This window comes from Octadecabacter sp. B2R22 (assembly GCF_018861045.1).
Lineage (GTDB): Bacteria > Pseudomonadota > Alphaproteobacteria > Rhodobacterales > Rhodobacteraceae > Octadecabacter.
In genome coordinates, this window is record NZ_JAHKQJ010000010.1 from 83,163 (window position 1) to 101,317 (window position 18,155).

22 protein-coding genes are annotated in these 18,155 nt (G+C 56.3%); 14 read left to right on the forward strand and 8 right to left on the reverse strand.

Annotated elements, in window-relative coordinates:
* Positions 1-4: 4 nt before the first annotated feature.
* The 4 genes from KO486_RS13310 to KO486_RS13325 are packed head-to-tail and all read left to right on the forward strand — an operon-like array spanning position 5 to position 2,791.
* Positions 5-901 carry an FtsX-like permease family protein gene (locus KO486_RS13310; protein ID WP_252734787.1) on the forward strand — a complete coding sequence of 299 codons (897 nt, stop codon included), beginning with the start codon at positions 5-7 and terminating at the stop codon, positions 899-901.
* Positions 898-1,635: a lysophospholipid acyltransferase family protein gene (locus KO486_RS13315; RefSeq protein WP_216037775.1), complete on the forward strand. Its 738-nt coding sequence runs from the start codon at positions 898-900 to the stop codon at positions 1,633-1,635. Before KO486_RS13310 ends, KO486_RS13315 begins: the two co-directional genes overlap by 4 nt.
* Positions 1,632-2,231 carry a pyridoxamine 5'-phosphate oxidase family protein gene (locus KO486_RS13320; RefSeq protein ID WP_216037776.1) on the forward strand — a complete coding sequence of 200 codons (600 nt, stop codon included), beginning with the start codon at positions 1,632-1,634 and terminating at the stop codon, positions 2,229-2,231. Before KO486_RS13315 ends, KO486_RS13320 begins: the two co-directional genes overlap by 4 nt.
* Positions 2,231-2,791 (forward strand): hypothetical protein, encoded by a 561-nt coding sequence (locus tag KO486_RS13325; protein WP_216037777.1) that lies wholly within the window; start codon positions 2,231-2,233, stop codon positions 2,789-2,791. Before KO486_RS13320 ends, KO486_RS13325 begins: the two co-directional genes overlap by 1 nt.
* On the opposite strand, the gene KO486_RS13330 is transcribed toward KO486_RS13325, so the two are convergent.
* Both KO486_RS13330 and KO486_RS13335 read right to left on the reverse strand, forming a co-directional pair.
* Positions 2,788-3,282, reverse strand: a complete 495-nt coding sequence (locus tag KO486_RS13330; protein WP_216037778.1) for a hypothetical protein — start codon at positions 3,280-3,282, stop codon at positions 2,788-2,790. The genes KO486_RS13325 and KO486_RS13330 overlap by 4 nt on opposite strands.
* Complete coding sequence (locus KO486_RS13335; protein ID WP_216037779.1) at positions 3,279-4,241, reverse strand: acetyl-CoA carboxylase carboxyltransferase subunit alpha; 963 nt, start codon at positions 4,239-4,241, stop codon at positions 3,279-3,281. Before KO486_RS13335 ends, KO486_RS13330 begins: the two co-directional genes overlap by 4 nt.
* Before the next feature lie 99 nt (positions 4,242-4,340).
* Between KO486_RS13335 and KO486_RS13340 the strand changes: the two genes are divergently transcribed.
* Complete coding sequence (locus KO486_RS13340; RefSeq protein ID WP_216037780.1) at positions 4,341-5,180, forward strand: AraC family transcriptional regulator; 840 nt, start codon at positions 4,341-4,343, stop codon at positions 5,178-5,180.
* Here KO486_RS13340 and KO486_RS13345 read toward each other — a convergent pair.
* Positions 5,177-5,788: a hypothetical protein gene (locus tag KO486_RS13345; protein WP_216037781.1), complete on the reverse strand. Its 612-nt coding sequence runs from the start codon at positions 5,786-5,788 to the stop codon at positions 5,177-5,179. The genes KO486_RS13340 and KO486_RS13345 overlap by 4 nt on opposite strands.
* Positions 5,781-6,737: an L-malyl-CoA/beta-methylmalyl-CoA lyase gene (locus KO486_RS13350; RefSeq protein ID WP_216037782.1), complete on the reverse strand. Its 957-nt coding sequence runs from the start codon at positions 6,735-6,737 to the stop codon at positions 5,781-5,783. The genes KO486_RS13345 and KO486_RS13350 overlap by 8 nt, the downstream gene beginning before the upstream one ends.
* Before the next feature lie 239 nt (positions 6,738-6,976).
* Here KO486_RS13350 and dgcN point away from each other — a divergent pair, with 239 nt between their 5' ends.
* From dgcN to KO486_RS13375, 5 genes are all read left to right on the forward strand, one after another.
* Positions 6,977-7,978, forward strand: a complete 1,002-nt coding sequence (gene dgcN / locus KO486_RS13355; protein ID WP_216037783.1) for an N-acetyltransferase DgcN — start codon at positions 6,977-6,979, stop codon at positions 7,976-7,978.
* Positions 7,975-8,940 carry an N-acetyl-D-Glu racemase DgcA gene (gene dgcA / locus KO486_RS13360; protein WP_216037784.1) on the forward strand — a complete coding sequence of 322 codons (966 nt, stop codon included), beginning with the start codon at positions 7,975-7,977 and terminating at the stop codon, positions 8,938-8,940. Before dgcN ends, dgcA begins: the two co-directional genes overlap by 4 nt.
* A gap of 4 nt (positions 8,941-8,944) precedes the next feature.
* Complete coding sequence (locus tag KO486_RS13365) at positions 8,945-9,805, forward strand: D-amino-acid transaminase (protein WP_216037785.1); 861 nt, start codon at positions 8,945-8,947, stop codon at positions 9,803-9,805.
* Positions 9,806-9,877: 72 nt separating this feature from the next.
* Positions 9,878-12,022, forward strand: coding sequence for an OmpA family protein (locus KO486_RS13370; protein ID WP_303435350.1), 2,145 nt, complete (start codon positions 9,878-9,880; stop codon positions 12,020-12,022).
* A gap of 25 nt (positions 12,023-12,047) precedes the next feature.
* The gene (locus tag KO486_RS13375; protein WP_216037786.1) at positions 12,048-12,686 is read left to right on the forward strand and encodes an NADH-quinone oxidoreductase subunit E; all 639 of its coding nucleotides are present in this window, start codon (positions 12,048-12,050) and stop codon (positions 12,684-12,686) included.
* Here KO486_RS13375 and KO486_RS13380 read toward each other — a convergent pair.
* Together KO486_RS13380 and KO486_RS13385 are read right to left on the reverse strand one after the other, a co-directional pair.
* The gene (locus KO486_RS13380) at positions 12,683-13,006 is read right to left on the reverse strand and encodes a DUF1244 domain-containing protein (protein ID WP_216037787.1); all 324 of its coding nucleotides are present in this window, start codon (positions 13,004-13,006) and stop codon (positions 12,683-12,685) included. The two genes, KO486_RS13375 and KO486_RS13380, sit on opposite strands and share 4 nt — an antisense overlap.
* Position 13,007: 1 nt before the next feature.
* The gene (locus KO486_RS13385; protein ID WP_252734790.1) at positions 13,008-13,757 is read right to left on the reverse strand and encodes an N-formylglutamate amidohydrolase; all 750 of its coding nucleotides are present in this window, start codon (positions 13,755-13,757) and stop codon (positions 13,008-13,010) included.
* A gap of 115 nt (positions 13,758-13,872) precedes the next feature.
* On the opposite strand from KO486_RS13385, the gene pyk reads away from it, so the two are divergent.
* From pyk to rplT, 4 genes are all read left to right on the forward strand, one after another.
* Complete coding sequence (gene pyk, locus KO486_RS13390; RefSeq protein ID WP_216037789.1) at positions 13,873-15,324, forward strand: pyruvate kinase; 1,452 nt, start codon at positions 13,873-13,875, stop codon at positions 15,322-15,324.
* 30 nt (positions 15,325-15,354) lie between these two features.
* Positions 15,355-15,579, forward strand: coding sequence for a hypothetical protein (locus tag KO486_RS13395; RefSeq protein WP_216037790.1), 225 nt, complete (start codon positions 15,355-15,357; stop codon positions 15,577-15,579).
* A gap of 118 nt (positions 15,580-15,697) precedes the next feature.
* Positions 15,698-15,898, forward strand: coding sequence for a 50S ribosomal protein L35 (rpmI, locus tag KO486_RS13400; protein WP_049835590.1), 201 nt, complete (start codon positions 15,698-15,700; stop codon positions 15,896-15,898).
* Between the two features lie 12 nt (positions 15,899-15,910).
* Positions 15,911-16,270 carry a 50S ribosomal protein L20 gene (gene rplT, locus KO486_RS13405; protein ID WP_216037791.1) on the forward strand — a complete coding sequence of 120 codons (360 nt, stop codon included), beginning with the start codon at positions 15,911-15,913 and terminating at the stop codon, positions 16,268-16,270.
* Between the two features lie 69 nt (positions 16,271-16,339).
* Here rplT and KO486_RS13410 read toward each other — a convergent pair whose 3' ends face one another.
* On the reverse strand, positions 16,340-16,771 hold the full coding sequence (locus KO486_RS13410) for a hypothetical protein (RefSeq protein WP_216037792.1): 432 nt from the start codon (positions 16,769-16,771) through the stop codon (positions 16,340-16,342).
* A gap of 48 nt (positions 16,772-16,819) precedes the next feature.
* Positions 16,820-18,109 carry a CAP domain-containing protein gene (locus KO486_RS13415; protein WP_216037793.1) on the reverse strand — a complete coding sequence of 430 codons (1,290 nt, stop codon included), beginning with the start codon at positions 18,107-18,109 and terminating at the stop codon, positions 16,820-16,822.
* Positions 18,110-18,155 lie beyond the last annotated feature (46 nt).

An 18,155-nucleotide genomic window follows, 5' to 3' on the forward strand; every position in this document is an offset into this window, starting at 1 on the left:
GGATATGCTGCGCCGTCTTCTGGAACTCCTTGCGGGTGATCCACAAGCAGACCGCGCCGTGCCACCAACTGGGTTCACCGCGCGGTTGACGCTGCTGACGTCGGGCGCCATGGCGTTCTTGGCGGTTTTTGCTTTGGCATTGTCGCTTGCGACCGGGCGTTTGGCGGATCGCTGGTCGGATGAGCTTGCCAAGACATCGACTCTGCGAATTTCCGCACCTGCCGATCAGATGCAGGCCCAAACAGATGCGGCAATTGTCGTGCTGCAATCGACACCCGGCGTTGCGCAAGCGCGTGCCTTATCGGCGGATGAACAGCGCGAATTGTTGGCCCCATGGTTCGGGCCGGACTTGCCCGTGGAATCTTTGCCCGTTCCGCAGTTGATCGAAGTGATTGAGGAGGGCGACGGGTTTGATGCCACAGGATTGCGTGCCCGCCTTCAGGCCGAGGTTCCTGGTGCTATTCTGGATGACCACACAAGATGGCGCGAGCCTTTGGTCGAAGCGGCCAACCGGTTGCGGTTGCTCGGGATCGTTTCGATGCTGTTGATCGCCGGCGCAACGGGCGCGATGATCACTCTTGCGGCAAATGCCGCGCTTGCGGCGAATGCTCAGGTGATCCGCGTGATGCGCCTTGTCGGTGCGCGCGACATTTACATCGCCCGTGCCTTCGTGAGGCGGTTCACGCTACGCGCGTTGATTGGCGCTGCGGCTGGAACGCTGGCGGGGACTTTGGCTGTTTTGCTGCTTCCTCGGGCGGATGCGGCGGGTGGTTTTCTCACGGGGCTTGGCTTTCAAGGCGCGCACTGGCTGTGGCCGCTGGTCATTCCTGCCCTCGCGGCGTTAGTGGCTTTTGTGGCCACGCGCCAAGCCGCACTTCGTACCCTTAAGGAGCAATCATGAGCTACGCGATCCAATGGGTTCGGTCCCTTATTTTCAACACCTATATGTATTTTATGTTGCTGCCGTGGGGCATCGTGTTTGCCATTCCGGCCGTGTTCTCGCGTCGCGCTGCGATCTTTTGTTGCCGTTCCTATGCCCGGCATATCCAATGGGCGGCGGGCTGGATGATCGGGTTGAAATGCGAAGTGCGTGGCACGCCTCCGCAGGACGAAGTTCTGATTGCGGCCAAGCACCAGTCCTTTCTTGATGTATTGATGATCTACGGTGACATCTCAGCCGGTCGGTTCATCATGAAAGACATCCTGAAATATGCGCCTGTCGTCGGGCAATTCGGCCTACGAGTTGGCTGTATTCCTGTGAAACGTGGCAAACGAGGGGCGGCCGTCAAAAAGATGGTGGCGGATGTGGCGGCAGGGCGTTTGTTTCCCGGTCAGTTGATTATCTATCCGCAAGGGACACGTATCGCGCCGGGAGTTAAAGCGCCCTACAAAGTTGGCACCGGGGTTCTTTACAAAGAACTGCAGCAGGACTGTGTTCCGGTAGCTTGCAACGTCGGGGTGTTCTGGCCGAAGCGGGGGGTTCTTCGCAAGCCCGGTACGGCAGTGGTAGAATTCTTGCCCCGTATTCCCGCTGGAACCGAAATACCTGAATTCATGAAACAGCTGGAAGAGGTCGTGGAAACGCGGTCCAACGAATTGATGGCAGAAGCAGGTTTTACGGGTGGTGACGCATGAAAACGATAGATGACATTGAAGCGCTTGAGGCGCTCTACGACGCGGCTGTTCCAGCATCGCTGACCAAAGTGGTGAAACGCATCACGCCGCACTATGAGACATGGATCAACGCGTCGCGGTTCTGTGTGCTGACGACGGTTGGACCCGAAGGCTCCGATGGTAGCCCACGAGGTGACGTCGGGCCGGTTGTTCGTATCGTTGATGATAAGACGCTTTATCTGCCGGACTGGCGCGGCAACAACCGCATCGACAGCTTGCGTAACATCGTGCGCGACGGGCGCGTTAGCTTAATGTTTATGAATAACGGCTCCGCCAATGTGATCCGTGTGAATGGCAAAGCGGTTTTGTCCGATGATCCCGAAGTCACCGGCAGCTTTGAGCAGAACGGGAAACACCCCAAATCCGTCATCGTGATCACTGTCCAAGAGGCGTATTTTCAGTGCGCCAAAGCGATCATGCGTTCAGAATTGTGGACGGGTAATGCTGCGGAAGACCTTCCAACCGCTGGGCAACTCATCAAGGAACAGCAGGCGGAATTTGACGCGCAGGGTTATGACGATGGCTATGCGGAATACGCCAAGACAAGGATGTGGTAATGAAGCTGGCAGGGTTTCTGACAGGGGCAGGCGTCGCGGGCCTTGGGGTCTATGCGTTCAACGTGCTGACCACCGTCACGGGTGACGATTTGCTTAGCATGTACCTGTCCGACCATTGCTTGCCCTATGTTCAAACAGGTGAGACCCCTTTCACAGACATTGGCCGTACCCCTGGTGTGTATGACGAGGTTGAGGTCTCCGACAATCTGAACAACGCAGGCGCGGCCATTCTCGAAAACAACCGCTTTGTCGCCGAATGGGGCGAAGCCGCAGACCCTAACAACCCTGCAAGCCAACTGCGGATCTGTACTGTCGAAGTCAGCTACACCGAAAATTCGGTTGAAGGGTTCACTGTGGACCCGGAAGGTTTCGTGGATCGCTACACCGCCGTGATTGCAACCGCCGAACCCTTGGTTCCCGAGGTCGATGTTCTCACGGATGGTCCAAGAACGCTCGGCTGGTATGGCGTTGATCGCGACCTATTTGAGGGTCTGCGCGTAGTTATGATTGCAAGCCCTGGGCGCGTGTCATCGTTCATGGTTGTCGGCGACGTAAATTAACTTAGCGGGCAGTCGGCGACGTCGACGTTTATAACAATAAACGTTTGCGGCTCATAATTGATGCCCGCCATATCCACGTACAATTTGGAGCCCTCAACAAAAATGGCGTCGTCTGCCAGTACGACCGTCGAGTTTTCCAAATCTTGCCCTGCGCCGTTGAACAACACGCAGTCGGTCAGAAAGTCGAGGACATAGCCATTGAATTCCGCTTCGGGGAACGTTCCGTCGACTGTGTCGGGGTAGGTCACGATGATCTGTTGGTCGCGGATGTCGATGATCGCGGGCACGATGTCCCATCCGTTTTGGAGCCCTTCGGGGCCAAGCCCGTATTCGATCGCGTCGGTAACGATGGCTGGGTGGCGTTCGCCAACATAAATCGGCGCTTCTACGTTGTCATAGGCCAGCGCGCCGAATGAAACCGTGCGGTCCATCAGCCCACCTGCAGCCGCTGTCTGGGCGGCAAACATGAGGGCGATGGCCGCGCGGATCACGCAGCGAGGCCCTTGCTGCCCAGATCAAGGTATTTCTGACGGCGCGACTGGCGCAATTCATCAGCGGATTTGTTTTCAAGTTCATCGAGCATGGCTTGGATCGCAGTGCCGACGCCATCAATGGCGATCTTCTTGTGGCGATGTGCCCCGCCTGTTGGCTCACTGACGATACGATCACAGACGCCGAGTTCTTTGAGGTTTTGTGCCGTCAAACGCAGCGCCTCAGCGGCTTCGCGCATCTTTTCGGCATCTTTCCAAAGGATCGACGCACAGCCTTCTGGTGAAATCACCGAGTAGACGGAGTGCTGCAGCATCGCGACACGGTTGGCCGTTGCAAAGGCAACCGCCCCGCCGGATCCGCCTTCGCCGATAATGACGCTGACCAATGGAACTCCAAGTTGCAGGCATTTTTGTGTGGAACGGGCAATCGCTTCGGACTGACCGCGTTCTTCTGCGCCTTTGCCGGGGTAGGCGCCGGGCGTATCAACCAAAGTTACGACAGGTATGCCAAACCGGTCTGCCATATCCATCAGGCGGATCGCTTTGCGGTAGCCTTCTGGGCGGGCCATCCCGAAATTGCGTTCAATGCGGGATTTGGTATCGTTGCCTTTTTCGTGGCCGATCACCATCACTGCGCGACCATCTAGCCGAGCAAGGCCGCCCATCACCGCGTGGTCATCTGCAAAATTGCGATCCCCTGCGAGCGGTGTGTATTCCGTGAACAAGGCGTCGATATAGTCTTTGCAATGGGGGCGATCTGCATGACGCGCGACTTGGCATTTGCGCCAAGGCGTTAGGTCCGCGTAAAGCGTTTCCATCAGGTCTGCGGCTTTTTTATCAAGGCCGGCGGCTTCTGCCTCGACGTCCATTTCCTCATTTTGGCGGGCCATGGCGCGCAGTTCAGCGGCTTTGCCTTCAATTTCGGCAAGCGGCTTTTCAAAGTCGAGGTAGTTGGTCATGCATCATGCTCCTGATATCTTGTGCATGATATAAGGTCGGACGTAGGGGCAATGCAACTCAGCAAGATTTGTGCAGTGGGTTCTTGCTAGGGATTGAACATGACCAAGACGCACCCTCACACAGATCGCATCCTTCGGGTTGTTGACTATATCCATGCCCATGCGGGCGAAGACCTGTCATTGGATCAGCTGGCCGATGTTGCGGCATTGTCTCGTTTCCATTGGCATCGGGTCTTTACCGCAATCATGGGCGTGTCGCCCGCAGCAATGATTAGATCGGTGAGAATGCACAAGGCAACGATGCTTTTGGTGCGTTCGTCGCAGCCGGTATCGGGGATCGCCAAACAAGTCGGCTATCCTAATGAGCGGAGCTTTGTGCGGGCGTTCAAAGAGGTCTACGACGTCACCCCCGCTGCGTTTCGCAAACGTGGGGTGACAGCACCCATGAAAACCAATCCCAACGGAGAAACCCTAATGTTTGATGTTTCAAATCGCACAATTGATCCAATGACGCTCGCCGCGCTCAGCCACCGTGGCCCGTATTCCGAAGGCAGTGTTGCCTATCAAAAGGTGGCGACGATTATGACGACAGGTGGCCACTGGCCAAACACGCGTGGAATGGCGGGGGTTTATTATGATGATCCTAATGAAGTCGCGGCTGAAGAGTTGCGCTGTCATGCAGGCGTTATCTGGAATGGCGGCGACGTGCCGGCAGGCCTTGAACAAGTTGACCTTGCCGGAGGCGACTATGCGGTGTTGACCTTTAAGGGGCCCTATGCGGGCTTGGGTCAAGCATATGACTACTTGTTCGGCGACTGGCTTACGGAAAGTCAGGCCAAGCTACGCGATGATCCATCTTTTGAGGTTTATCTCAATGACCCGACAACGACCGCGCCGGATGACCTTCTGACGGAAATCTTCATGCCGCTTGCGGGTTAAGCCCCTAAGGCAAACCGCAGTGTAAGTTCTGGCGCGGTAAGGACTGTGGGGTGGTCAATTCGCCCCGCGGCATCCGTCATTGAGACTTGTGCGAGAACGACCGCGCTGTGGTCTGACAGATGCGCGTTGACGCGATCGGCAATGAACTGTGCAAAGCCATCCATGTCACCGCTTTCAAACAACGGCCACGCGCTCGGCATAACAAGTGTATCGATCTGCGTGCCCGTCCCAGCGGCCTGAATGCTCGCGCCTAGAGCGTCTTGGCAGGCGGCAACGGTGCTTTCGAGGACAACAGCAAGTAAGACCCGCCCGCCGAGTTTCGCCGCTTTGTCCATCATCGGGCGATCAATACGGATTGCGCCTGCGGCTTCGGCGGCGGGACCAAGCGTTGTGCAGGTGCAAATCGTCGGGTCTGGATCGTCTAGCGCAAGTTCTGAAATCAACTCAGCGCGAATAGGATCTGTTACACCTTCAACACGCGCGCGATCCAACAGATCGGGGCGCACAACGTGCGTTAGGGTCACGTCTGGCGCAATGGCATCGCGCAGCGCGTCGAAACGCGCCACGTGAACCTGAGCCGTGTGCACCAGACGGATGGCCTTAGCCATTGATCATTTCGGACTGCTTCACGATGACTTCAGCCTGTTTGATGCTGGCGATATCGACAAGGCGACCTTTGTAGACAGTCGCGCCTTCGCCACGTGCTGTTGCTTCTTCCATCGCGGCGAGAATTTCGCGTGCTTCGGCGACGGCTTCTTCGGATGGGGTGAATACCTCGTTGGCGAGCGCGATTTGCTTTGGGTGGATCGCCCATTTGCCGACCATACCCAGCGTCGCGCTGCGGCGTGCTTGGGCGCGGTAACCTTCGTCGTCGCTGAAATCCCCGAACGGACCATCGACAGGCAAGACACCATGGGTGCGGCAAGCAGCGACGATGGCTGTCTGCGCCCAGTGCCACGGGTCAGAGTAGTGGCGGGTTTCGCCGTGCAGCATGTAATAGTTTTCCTGCGTGCCACCGATGCCTGTTGTTTGCATCCCCATTGATGCGGCAAAGTCAGCGGCGCCCAAAGACATAGCCTGCATGCGCGGTGACGCTGCTGCGATTTCTTCGACGTGGGCGATGCCTGCAGCGGATTCGATGATCACTTCAAAGCTGATCGGCTTGGTGCGGCCTTTGGCGCGTTCGATGGCGGTCACCAGTGCATCGACAGCATAGATATCGCCGGCGCAACCGACTTTCGGGATCATGATTTGATCCAGACGGTCGCCCGCTTGTTCCAGAACATCCACCACGTCACGATACCAATACGGTGTGTCGAGCCCGTTGATCCGCACGCTTAGTGTCTTGCTGCCCCAGTCGAGTGTATTGATCGCGTCGATTACATTGACGCGGGCGCTGTCTTTGTCAGATGGGCTGACAGAATCTTCGAGGTCGAGGTTGATGACGTCAGCCGCAGAGGCCGCCATTTTGGCATGCAGTTTAACGTTGGATCCTGGTCCAAACAGCTGGCAGCGGTTCGGGCGGGCGACGGGGGCGGGTTGCAAACGGAATGACATGGCGGACCTCTATCGATAAAGTAATGATGTTTCGTTTTGTGTTGCTGTAGAGGTAGAATATTGCGCGACATGCTGCAAGTGCGAATTGGCAACTGCAGAAAGCCAGAGTGCGCAAGATTTTTCTGCGATTACGCCCTGATGTGCATTTTTTTCCCACTTTAGGTGCATTTGTGCTGAATTTCAGCAGCCCTTCCCGCCGTTAGTCGCCCACATTGTGCAAAACCCCAATGGAGGCTGCTATGATTCCCACCCCTTATCTTCTGTTCCTCGGCGATGCGCCGGACCAACTTGCGGCAAAAGTCGCGCAGGGCATTAAGGATTGGCGCCCTGAAAATGCCGTTGGCCAACTGCGTCTTCCGGGGTGTGGCGCTGATGTGGGTCTCGCGGATACGACATTGCAGCAAGCATGGGATGCGGGCGCGCGCACACTTGTTATTGGTGTGGCCAACCGTGGTGGGATCATTTCGCAGGCATGGAAAGACGTGTTAATCGAAGCGCTGGGCATGGGGTTTGATTTGGCCTCTGGTCTTCACAATCTGTTGCGGGATGAAAACGATCTGGTTGCTGCGGCGCATGTGGCCGGACAAACCCTACATGATGTACGGATTCCGTCCGTGGCCTATCCGATTGCGAACGGTATCAAGCGCAGCGGCAAACGGTGCCTTGCGATTGGGACGGATTGCTCCGTTGGCAAAATGTACACAGGCCTCGCGATTGATGCTGAGATGCGCAAGCGCGAGATGAAATCCTCGTTCCGCCCAACAGGGCAGACAGGTATCTTGATTACCGGTGGCGGCGTTCCGTTGGATGCGGTTGTTGCAGATTTCATGGCAGGTGCCGTCGAATATCTGACGCCGGACAATGACGAAGATCACTGGGATCACATTGAAGGGCAGGGCAGCCTGTTCCACGTTTCATATTCCGGTGTGACTATGGCGCTGATCCACGGTGGGCAGCCGGATGCGTTGGTCTTGTGTCACGAGCCGACCCGCACCCATATGCGCGGCTTGCCGACATATGATTTGCCCTCGCTTGAGGATCTGCGCGATACGGCCCTGCCGATCGCCCGTGTCGCTAACCCGAACTGCGAAGTGGTGGGTATATCCGTGAACACCCAGCATCTGAGCGAAGAAGAAGCGGCTAAGTATCTCGCTGAAGTTGAGGCACGTATGGGGCTGCCTGCCGTCGACCCATTCCGCCATGGCGCTGGGCGGTTGGTTGATGCACTCTGTGCACTATGAAGCTGACTGTTACCCAAGATGTCTTTCGATTGGCCGAAGTGTTCACGATCTCTCGGGGGTCGCGCACTGAGGCCAAGGTGCTAACCGTTAAGGTCGAACAGGGTGGTTATGTCGGCTGGGGCGAATGTGTGCCCTATGCCCGATACGACGAAACGCTTGAGTCCGTGACAAAGGAAATCGAAGGCCTGCCGTCTGATGTGTCACGCACTGGGTTGTATGATCTTCTCGGGGCTGGTGCGGCACGCAATGCGGTCGACTGTGCCCTTTGGGATCTGGAGGCGAAAGCCGCAGGAAAACGTGTTTGGGACCTTATCGGGGTGCCTGTGCCAAAGCCCTGCATCACCGCGTTCACCTTATCGCTCGATACGCCTGAAAACATGCGTGCATCGGCGGCCAAACATGCACATCGCCCGCTGCTGAAGATCAAGCTCGGCACGCCAGATGACATGGCCCGACTAGAAGCCGTTCGCGCTGGCGCGCCGAATGCAGAGATTATCGTGGATGCCAACGAGGGCTGGAGCGCTGAGGTCTATACCGACCTTGCGCCACACTTGCTGCGCCTTGGGGTGAGCATGGTCGAACAGCCAATGCCAGCCGGAGAAGATGACATGTTGGCTGAGATTGCGCGGCCTTTGCCGGTCTGTGCGGACGAGTCCTGCCATGACACCGCGACTTTGGCGGCGCTCAAGGGCAAATACGACATGGTGAACATCAAGCTGGATAAGACAGGCGGCCTGACCGAGGCCCTGCGCCTTAATCAAGCAGCCCGCGAAGAAGGCTATGATGTGATGGTCGGTTGTATGGTTGGATCATCGCTTGCGATGGCGCCTGCGACGATTGTCGCCCAAGGCGCGGCCGTTGTTGACCTTGACGGGCCGCTTCTATTGGCCGAAGACCGCGTTGAGCCTTTGATTTTTGATGACGCTGGGGTGCACCCACCCAAAGCCGCACTATGGGGATAACGAGATGAGCCGCACTGTATACCTGAACGGAGAATACCTGCCCGAAGAAGACGCAAAGATTTCGATCTTTGATCGTTCGTTCTTGATGGCAGATGGCGTTTACGAAGTGACGTCGGTTCTGGGCGGCAAGTTGATTGATTTTGCAGGTCACGCGAAACGGCTGGAACGGTCGTTGAACGAGCTCGACATGCAAAAGCCGGAGGGTTTTGACGACCTGCTGGAAATTCACCGTGAACTCGTGCGCTTGAATGACATCGACGAGGGCATGATCTATTTGCAGGTCAGCCGCGGCAGTGCAGGGGATCGCGACTTTGCGTACCCGTCTGACGATGTGAAACCGACGCTTGTGTTGTTCACCCAGAACAAACCCGGTTTGGCGGATAGTCCGAAAGCCAAAGAAGGTTTCAAGATCATCTCAATCGAAGACCTTCGTTGGGGGCGTCGCGACATTAAGACGACGCAACTACTTTACCCGTCCATGGGTAAGATGGCTGCAAAGGCCGCAGGCTGTGATGACGCTTGGATGGTTGAGGACGGCGCGGTGACTGAAGGTACATCCAACAATGCCTATATTGTCAAAGGTGACACGATCATTACGCGCCAACTGAGCAATGATATTCTTCATGGGATCACCCGCGCCGCCGTGTTGCGGTTTGCCCGCGAAGCCCAGATGAAAGTCGAAGAGCGGACCTTTACGATTGAGGAAGCGCAGGGCGCAGATGAGGCCTTTGTGACCTCTGCGTCTACCTTCGTCATGCCTGTCGTTGAAATCGACGGTGCCGCAATTGGCACAGGCACGCCGGGCCCGATTGCGGCGCGTTTGCGCGAAATCTACCTCGAAGAAAGCCGTAAAGCCGCTCAGTAAGGGTCGGCCTGCTTGCCACTCGCCCATATGCGGCGTCATAGTGGCAAAAGGCAAACCATGCCGGAGGGCAATGTGCGCAAATTTTTAGGGTTTCTGGTCTTGACCGCAGGTGCTGCGGGCTTGGGATATGTCGCAACGACCCAGAACGCGCCCCGCATTCAAGCCGCTATTGACGTGAATGCGCAAGCTGTGGCGGATGGCACCCTTCACGGGCTTTCGGCAGTTGTATCTGGCAGGGATGTTCGTGTGTCTGGCCTCGTAACAGATCCGACAGAATTGGCGGTGCTCCAAGCGACCTTTGAAGGGATCGACGGCGTGCGCGTTGTCGACATGGCGGATGTTGAAACGCTTCCGCTGATTGATCCGTTTGCGTTGATGGCTCTGAAAGAGGGTGAAAGTGCGGTGGTGCTCAGCGGTGCTATCCCCTCTGAGGTGGATCGTGCCCAGCTTGGCGTTCTGGCGGCTGGCCTTAAGCTGGCAGCGGGTGCGCCTGACGCGGATTGGATAAATGCGGCGGGACTTGGCATTGCTGCGCTTGAAGAGCTGAAGTCTGGCGAGATGACTTTGGAAGGCCGCGAAATCAGCCTTTCAGGTTTGGCACGGACCCCTAACGTCGTTGTTGGCTTGCGCTCGAATTTGGACACCTTGCCGGACGGTTATTCAGCGCGCCTCGATATTGACGTTGAAGACGACGGCACGCCCCTTCGCCTAATGCTGTCCCTGCGGGACGGTGTTGTGTCGGGGGGCGGGAAATTGCCGTCTCAAATGTCAGAGGGTGACGTTTCGGAGCGTTTCGAAATCGGTGATCCGCTTGCGCTAACCGAAGCGGCAATACCATCGATCTATCCCGATTGGCCTGATGCCACAGGTGTTGGCATGGATGCACTGGCTGCATTGATAGAGGCAGAGTTGGCGATCGAAGGGCAGGCTATTTCATTAATCGGGACCGGTACGCCAAGTGGCGTTGCGCAGGCGCAAGAATTGCTTGCGACGCTGCCAACCTCATATGACGTCACTTCAGACCTTGGGCTTTGGGATGACGGCGTTGCGCTGTCGTTGATCATGGAGTGGGACGGATCAGACGCAACAGCTTCGGGCAAGTTTCCTGACGGCTTTGCTGCGCGGGGCCCCACTGGTGTTGCCGTGACCAGCGACGCCGCAATTAGTTTTCTACCCGACGAAGCAGGCACCTTCACGTCCAACGCCGATGCGGGTGTTGCGGCTTTGGGGTTGCTTCAGTCCGGGCAGCTTATCGCGTCAGAGACCTCGATCAAATTGTCGGGCGTTGCGACCACACCGCAGATCAATGTCGTCATGGATGACGTGCTGGCCGCGCTGGGGGATGATGTGGCGGTTGAGCGCAATATCACCTATCTGGATGACGGTTCGCCTGCCGCATGGTCGTTGACATACGATGCCGCAAACGGAGCGCGTGTCGAGGGTCGTTTGCCTGATGGCATGCAGGTGCAAGACTTGCAGGATGCCCTTGGGACGGGGGTGACTGGATCGCCGACAGCGGCGCTCGCAGATACTGACGTTGGCAGCAGCCTCGATGCTTTGACGAGGGTTGCTGGGTATTTGCCTGAATTGGAGTCGCTGACCTTTGCACGAGATGGTGGCGGGACGGCCCTTGATCTGATCGTCGCCCCAGGCGTTGATTTTGACCTTGTCGCCAGTGATCTGGCTGAAAACCTTCCGCCTGACGTGGCATTCTCGCTCGCGCCGCTCGAAGATTTCCCTGCTGAGGGAACGATGCGTGTGAATGCCGCGACCGGTTTGAATGAAGTCTTCAGTCGTGGGTTCTGGCTACCGAACCTCGAGTTCACCGCTGACCTTGACGGCTGTAACGCGCAGGTTGATGCGTTGTTGAACCGTGCAAAGATTACGTTTTTGTCGGGCTCTGCCCGTCTTGATGCAACGTCCATTCGCGCGATCAATGGCTTGGCGGCACTCGCCGCGTCCTGTTTTGACGCGGATCTATTGCTCGACATTGGGGGGCATACGGATGCTTCAGGCGATGAGGATGGCAACATCGCGCTGAGCGCCGAGCGTGCCGAGGCTGTGCGCGCTGCACTGATTGATCGCGGGCTTCGGGCTGCGGATATGTTCGCAACGGGTTTTGGTCCGTCCCAACCTGTGGCCGATAATGAAACAGCCGAAGGCCGCGCCGCCAACCGTCGCACCACATTGACTTGGGTTGATTCAGAAACCCCGTAAACGCCGTAACAAGGACGCGAGACACATGTTCAAAGACTGGAGCTTCCTCCTCGGAGAGATTTGGGTTTTGTTGGCGATTGCTATCGTGATCGGTCTGATCGCTGGCTGGCTGATATGGGGTGGTCGTGCGGACACTGGCGCTGATGCCGACGAGGTGCGCCGCCTACGCGCGGAAGTGGACCGCCTCAAGGCGAAAGAACGCGAAAGTCTGGACGGTCAGTTGGATGATGTTCCAGCCATGGAGGGCGGCGGCTATTCCCGACCGGTTGCTGTGGCAACACCTCCGTCTGAGCCGATCCCTTTGCCCACGAAAGCCCCAGAGGCGGCGACACCAAAACGCGCGTTTGCGCCCGTTGCTGAGCCTGCGAAGCCGTATGAAACTGCTGGATCAAAACCAGCATCCCTAAGCGAGGCGCGCGACGGGCTTCCGGATGACTTGAAAAAGATCAAAGGCGTCGGAACAAAGATGGAAGCGCTCTGCAATCAGTTAGGGTTCTGGCATTATGATCAAATTGCCAATTGGACGGCAGATGAAGTCGCTTGGGTCGATGACAACCTTGAAGGATTCAAGGGTCGGGTCACGCGGGACGGATGGGTCGAACAGGCCAAGGCGCTTGCCAAGAACCAAACACCTTCATTCGTGCGCCGAACCGACGAGGGCTAACCTTTCTTGGTAACGTTCTCTTCGAATGCGACTTTGAACTCTGTCTGTTTCGCGGGGGTCGCGTCGGTCTGATAGTTCGCTTTCCAGTCGTCCATCGTCATGCCGTAGAACGCTTCGCGGCCTTCATCTTTGGTCATCTCGATCCCGCGCTCTGCGGCGGCTTCCTGATACCAGCGGCTCAGGCAATTTCGGCAGAACCCTGTAAGGTTCATCATGTCGATGTTTTGAACGTCTGTGCGGTCTTCCATCAGGTGCTTTTGCAGACGACGAAAGGCGGCTGCTTCGAGTTCGATTTGGGTCTGGGCGTCGGGCTTGGACATGCTAGGCCTCCATTCGGGTAAGAGATTGCGTCAGAATGGGCGCAAGGCGTTTGCCCCAGGCCACTTGTTGGTCCTTAGTTTCGATGAGGTCGCTGCGAATTTCAATGAGCGCATTTGCGCGGCCCGTTTGCAACGCATGGCGATCCACCGAATCCCCGGGCAGGTGTCCTGCGTAGGGTTCGTTGTCGCCAACGCAGAGATCGCCTTGCTCATTGAGAATGGCCAGCAATGGATCAGACAGGCGGTCGTCGCCTTCATGCAGAATGCCGATGTGCCATGGTCGTGGGCGTCTACCGTTCAGCTTTGGGGTGAAGCTGTGAATTGCGATGATGATGGTGTCATCTTGCCGCGCCGCCAATTCCCCATAGGCCGCATGATAGGGGGAATAGAAGGCATCAACGCGGCGGGCTTTCTCGACCATATCCGCGTCACGGTTGGTGGGGATCACCGTGCCGTCGTAAAGTTTCATGAGCAGCGTCGGGTCATTAAGGCCACGGTTCGGATCAATGACCATCCGTGAGAAATTTGACAGAACAGCAGGTGCATCCAAAGCGTCCGCCAAGGCCCGTGTGACACCCGCCGCACCCACGTCATAAGCAATGTGGCGCTGCATATCCGCGTCCGGCAGGCCCAACGATCCGCCGCCAACAGTAGGCGGAACGACGTTGGACGCATGGTCGCATGTTATCAACCAACGGGACGTTCGATCTGCACCATGAACATGAAAAGGGTCAAATTGTTCGGTCGTCATGTTAATGTTATCCAAGTGTGAGCAGTTGTAGACTGACGTAGATGCGATATAAGGCCGCATAACTGTTAGCGGTAACCGCGAACGAGAAGCCCTGCCGAACCCGAGGAATACCACCATGAAACGCGACCGCAACGTCAAGATTGTAGCCACACTTGGCCCAGCCTCCGATGACTATGAAATGATCCGTGCTTTGCACGAAGCTGGAGCGGATACGTTCCGTCTCAACATGAGCCATGGTGATCACGCTGAGATCAAAGTGCGTCACGCCATCATTCGTCAGGTTGAGAAAGACCTCAACAGCCCGATCTGTATCTTGGCTGACCTTCAAGGGCCAAAGCTGCGCGTTGGTGTGTTTGCTAACAAGGATGGTGAAGAACTTGAGGTGGGTGCATCTTTCCGCCTTGATCTGGACGACGCAGAAGGCACCAAAGATCGGGTGCAACTTCCGCACAAGGAAATCTTTGACGCCCTTGAACCCGGCGCGCACCTTTTGGTGAATGACGGTAAGATCAAGCTGCAAGTCAAAGACTGTGGCCGTGATTTTGCAGACTGCGAAGTTCTGGTCGGCGGGACAATCTCGAACCGGAAGGGCGTAAACGTTCCTGATGTGGTTCTGCCGCTTGCTGCATTGTCCGACAAAGACCGCAAAGACCTCGAATTCGTCTGTGACTTGGGTGTTGATTGGCTGGCGCTGTCCTTCGTTCAGCGTCCTGCTGACGTCGAAGAAGCCCGCAAGCTGGCCAAAGGCCGCGCTGCGCTGTTGTCCAAGATTGAAAAGCCCGCTGCCGTGACGGCGTTCGATAGCATTCTGGAAGTCTCTGACGGCATTATGGTTGCCCGTGGCGACCTCGGTGTTGAGCTGCCGGTGCAAAACGTGCCGCCAATCCAGAAGCGCCTGATCCGTAAGTGCCGTGAGGCCGCTAAGCCGGTGATCGTTGCGACGCAGATGCTTGAATCGATGATTGAATCGCCAATGCCGACACGTGCGGAAGTCTCCGACGTTGCGACTGCGATCTATGAAGGCACTGACGCGATCATGTTGTCTGCTGAATCTGCCGCTGGTGACTTTCCGATCGAAGCTGTGACCACAATGAACAACGTGGCCGTCGAAGTGGAAGCGGACCCAACCTATACCGACATCATCGAAGCCAGCCGCAAAACGTCAGGCCGCACCGTTGCGGACGGTATCGTGGCTGCGGCCCGTGAAATTGCCGAGACAGCCGACATCAAAGCGATTTGCTGTTACTCACAGTCGGGTACGACTGCGTTGCTAACCGCGCGCGAACGTCCTCGTGTGCCGATCATCGTGCTGAGCAGCGACATCAAGACCGTGCGCCGCCTCGTTCTCAGCTGGGGCACGAACTGTGTTGAGGTCACAACCAAGGTCGATCGTTTCAAGACTGCCGTGATCGAAGCCGTCCGTGCTGCGATTTCTTCCGGCATCGCCAGCGAGTCCGATATGGTTGTTGTAACCGCAGGTGTTCCATTCAACACGCCGGGCAGCACAAATATTCTTCGTGTGGCGCCGTGTGACGAGAGATTGATTTATAGCGGCGATGCGGGCTAAACTACCTTAACGTAAAGGTGGAGTGTTGGTATGGATCCGGATCTGATGTTGGTGATTGGGCTTGTGGTTGGCGGGTTTTCGATTCCGTCGATCATGGGGGCTTTGGCTGATGGACGGGTGCCTCGGGCGGCGGCGATTGCGGTCATGATCGCAGGCGGTTTGATTGTGTTGGCAATTCGGGACAATCCTGGTGGCTATCAGCTGGCCGATATTCCGGACATTTTTGTCAGCGTTGTTGGGCGATACATCAACTAAACGCCGCGAATCCCCTTGCTATATTACTGAACGCGGGCTAAACGCCCATTTCCTACCGCGCGACCGGCCAATCTGGCATGCCGAGTCGTGTGAAAACCGACCCAAAGAGGAGACGGAAATGCCTAAGATGAAGACAAAGTCGAGCTGCAAAAAGCGGTTCAAAATGACGGCCTCCGGCAAAGTCAAAGCCGCTCAAGCTGGTAAACAGCACGGCATGATTAAACGCTCTAACAAGTTCCTGCGTAACGCACGCGGCACAACAACACTTTCAGCCCCTGATGCGAAGATCATCAAGGGCATGATGCCATACGCGCGATAAGGAGATTTAGATATGCGAGTTAAAGGTGGTACAGTCACTCATCGTCGTCACAAGAAGGTAACGGATCAAGCGAAAGGCTACTATGGCCGTCGTTCCACGACCTTCAAAGTTGCGCGTCAGGCCGTCGATAAGGCGAACCAATACGCAACACGCGACCGTCACAACCGTAAGCGTAACTTCCGCGCTTTGTGGATTCAGCGTATCAACGCTGCGGTGCGTTCTATCGACGAAACATTGACATATTCCCGTTTCATCAACGGCCTGAACTTGGCTGGTATCGAAGTGGACCGTAAGGTTCTCGCCGATCTGGCAGTGAACGAGCCTGATGCATTCGGTGCGATCGTTGAGAAAGCGAAAGCAGCAATGGCGTAAGCCAAAGCACATGAATTTTGAAAGGCCGTCCCAATCTGGGGCGGCCTTTTTCGTTTGTGGATAGGGCTTCTACTCAGGACACAGTTGCAACTGCGGATCGAGACGCACGGCTTCTTCGGCGGTCACGCGTTGGATATCGGCTGACCTCGACCAATCTTCGTTGAACCGCTGCAAAATGCCTGCCCGGTAATGGGCGCCCAAAGCCTCATTGCCAGCACCATTCAGCGTGCTCGCATGAAATCCAAACCGCCGACCGCGCAGCAGGCAAGCATTGGGGAGGGTCATCAGTATGGTGCAGGCGGAATTGCATTCCCCCAATTTAACAACATCGCATGTCTCAGCAAGCTCCGCGCGAAACACCCGATACTGTAATAAGTTGCCGCCAATATCATTGAAAACCCGACAGGTTCGCCCGTCATTACCGGTCCGTTCCACCATTGGCGGTGTTGTCGGCGGTCCACATCCCGTTAGCAGGGCAAGGACGAGTAGAACTCGTTTCATCGGCAGTTTGATCCTTGGTTAGAGAGCCGACACAGCGGACTTCGGGCCCTAGAAAAGGAAATCATCCACAGTCAGCTCGGTCATATCAACATCGCGCAATACAATTCGATTGCTTTGCAAATCGACGATCACGGTGTTGTCGCCTGTTTGTCTTATATGGCTCGCCATTAGGTCTGTATAATCACTAATGGAGGTCACGTTCGCCAATGATATTTTCTCCGCCGCATCGGCAACGTCGAAATCAAGGACAACGTCAGTTCCGAACCCGTCTTCGAACACAAAAACATCGCTTCCGGCGCCGCCGGTCATGCGGTCGTCGCCTTCCATGCCTTGCAATGTATCGTCGCCATTCATGCCAAACAGAACGTCATCGCCGCCATTTCCGACCATTTGGTCGTCACCATTTACGCCCCACAGAATGTTGTCCGCATCGTCACCGCGAAGCACGTCATCGAAATTCGATCCCCGAAGACGCTCAATGGAGTCATACGTATCACCGGCTGCATCTCCCGTGTTTTGGCTTGCGTCGCCAAGGTCTGCGGTGACCCCTGCGCCAGCGGAACCGTATAGCACCCGATCTTCACCAGCGCCGCCTTCAAATGTGTCGCCGCCAACGCCGCCAATCATCTGATCGTTGCCGTTGCCACCAGACAGAAAATCATCGCCATGTTGTCCGATGAGAACATCATTCCCATCACCGCCAAACAACAGATCGCCTTCGCGGCCGCCTGTTAATCTATCATTACCCTCAAGGCCTGACATCAAATCAACCCCGGTTGTGCCGATCAACTGATCTGCGGAGGACGTACCGGTTGTTGTCTCTTCGAAATCGTCAGCCTTCAGATCAAGTTCAACCTGACCCAAGGTGTACGCAAAGTTCTGCGTAACGATGATGGATTGGCCCGTGTAGTCTACAAATTCGCCGTCTTCGTTTTCGACTTGGTAGGTGTAATCAGCGACCGATATTCCAATGCCGATATAGTCGTAGTCAGGGTTCAGGATGTTGTCGCGATGGAGGGGGCTATTCATCAAGGCAATGTGCAAGTCCTCAACGTCGTCCATAAACCCTTCTTCGCCACGGGTTGTTTGAATGGCAATGTTTTCACCGGTGCCCCACGACCAATATAGGTCAAACCCAGCGGCTTCCATGCGCTGTGTGGCCGTCGAGTCGTTTTCTCCTGTGTGTGAAAAGACGTTCGCGTCCAGCATCCAGTCTGAATGATCCTCAGCGGAGTCGTTCAGGTGCAGTTCCAGTTCCAGCGCATCTAGCCCAAGGCTTGTGCGTTCCGCGTTGACGAGCTCCAACATGTATCTTTCGAATTCATCAGCGTAGCTCATCGTGTTTTCCTATTTTTTGATACGGTGTTAACTCTATTTCGCGTCG

What these genes read in the sequence shown, in the direction of transcription:
- KO486_RS13345 (WP_216037781.1), bottom strand. Translation starts at nt 5,788, where the DNA reads ATGGCTAAGGCCATCCGTCTGGTGCACACGGCTCAGGTTCACGTGGCG.
- KO486_RS13410 (WP_216037792.1), bottom strand. Translation starts at nt 16,771, where the DNA reads ATGAAACGAGTTCTACTCGTCCTTGCCCTGCTAACGGGATGTGGACCG.
- pyk (WP_216037789.1), top strand. Translation starts at nt 13,873, where the DNA reads ATGAAACGCGACCGCAACGTCAAGATTGTAGCCACACTTGGCCCAGCC.
- KO486_RS13325 (WP_216037777.1), top strand. Translation starts at nt 2,231, where the DNA reads ATGAAGCTGGCAGGGTTTCTGACAGGGGCAGGCGTCGCGGGCCTTGGG.
- KO486_RS13365 (WP_216037785.1), top strand. Translation starts at nt 8,945, where the DNA reads ATGAGCCGCACTGTATACCTGAACGGAGAATACCTGCCCGAAGAAGAC.
- KO486_RS13310 (WP_252734787.1), top strand. Translation starts at nt 5, where the DNA reads ATGCTGCGCCGTCTTCTGGAACTCCTTGCGGGTGATCCACAAGCAGAC.
- KO486_RS13350 (WP_216037782.1), bottom strand. Translation starts at nt 6,737, where the DNA reads ATGTCATTCCGTTTGCAACCCGCCCCCGTCGCCCGCCCGAACCGCTGC.
- KO486_RS13315 (WP_216037775.1), top strand. Translation starts at nt 898, where the DNA reads ATGAGCTACGCGATCCAATGGGTTCGGTCCCTTATTTTCAACACCTAT.
- KO486_RS13320 (WP_216037776.1), top strand. Translation starts at nt 1,632, where the DNA reads ATGAAAACGATAGATGACATTGAAGCGCTTGAGGCGCTCTACGACGCG.
- KO486_RS13415 (WP_216037793.1), bottom strand. Translation starts at nt 18,109, where the DNA reads ATGAGCTACGCTGATGAATTCGAAAGATACATGTTGGAGCTCGTCAAC.
- dgcA (WP_216037784.1), top strand. Translation starts at nt 7,975, where the DNA reads ATGAAGCTGACTGTTACCCAAGATGTCTTTCGATTGGCCGAAGTGTTC.
- KO486_RS13335 (WP_216037779.1), bottom strand. Translation starts at nt 4,241, where the DNA reads ATGACCAACTACCTCGACTTTGAAAAGCCGCTTGCCGAAATTGAAGGC.
- dgcN (WP_216037783.1), top strand. Translation starts at nt 6,977, where the DNA reads ATGATTCCCACCCCTTATCTTCTGTTCCTCGGCGATGCGCCGGACCAA.
- KO486_RS13385 (WP_252734790.1), bottom strand. Translation starts at nt 13,757, where the DNA reads ATGACGACCGAACAATTTGACCCTTTTCATGTTCATGGTGCAGATCGA.
- rpmI (WP_049835590.1), top strand. Translation starts at nt 15,698, where the DNA reads ATGCCTAAGATGAAGACAAAGTCGAGCTGCAAAAAGCGGTTCAAAATG.
- rplT (WP_216037791.1), top strand. Translation starts at nt 15,911, where the DNA reads ATGCGAGTTAAAGGTGGTACAGTCACTCATCGTCGTCACAAGAAGGTA.
- KO486_RS13395 (WP_216037790.1), top strand. Translation starts at nt 15,355, where the DNA reads ATGGATCCGGATCTGATGTTGGTGATTGGGCTTGTGGTTGGCGGGTTT.
- KO486_RS13380 (WP_216037787.1), bottom strand. Translation starts at nt 13,006, where the DNA reads ATGTCCAAGCCCGACGCCCAGACCCAAATCGAACTCGAAGCAGCCGCC.
- KO486_RS13375 (WP_216037786.1), top strand. Translation starts at nt 12,048, where the DNA reads ATGTTCAAAGACTGGAGCTTCCTCCTCGGAGAGATTTGGGTTTTGTTG.
- KO486_RS13340 (WP_216037780.1), top strand. Translation starts at nt 4,341, where the DNA reads ATGACCAAGACGCACCCTCACACAGATCGCATCCTTCGGGTTGTTGAC.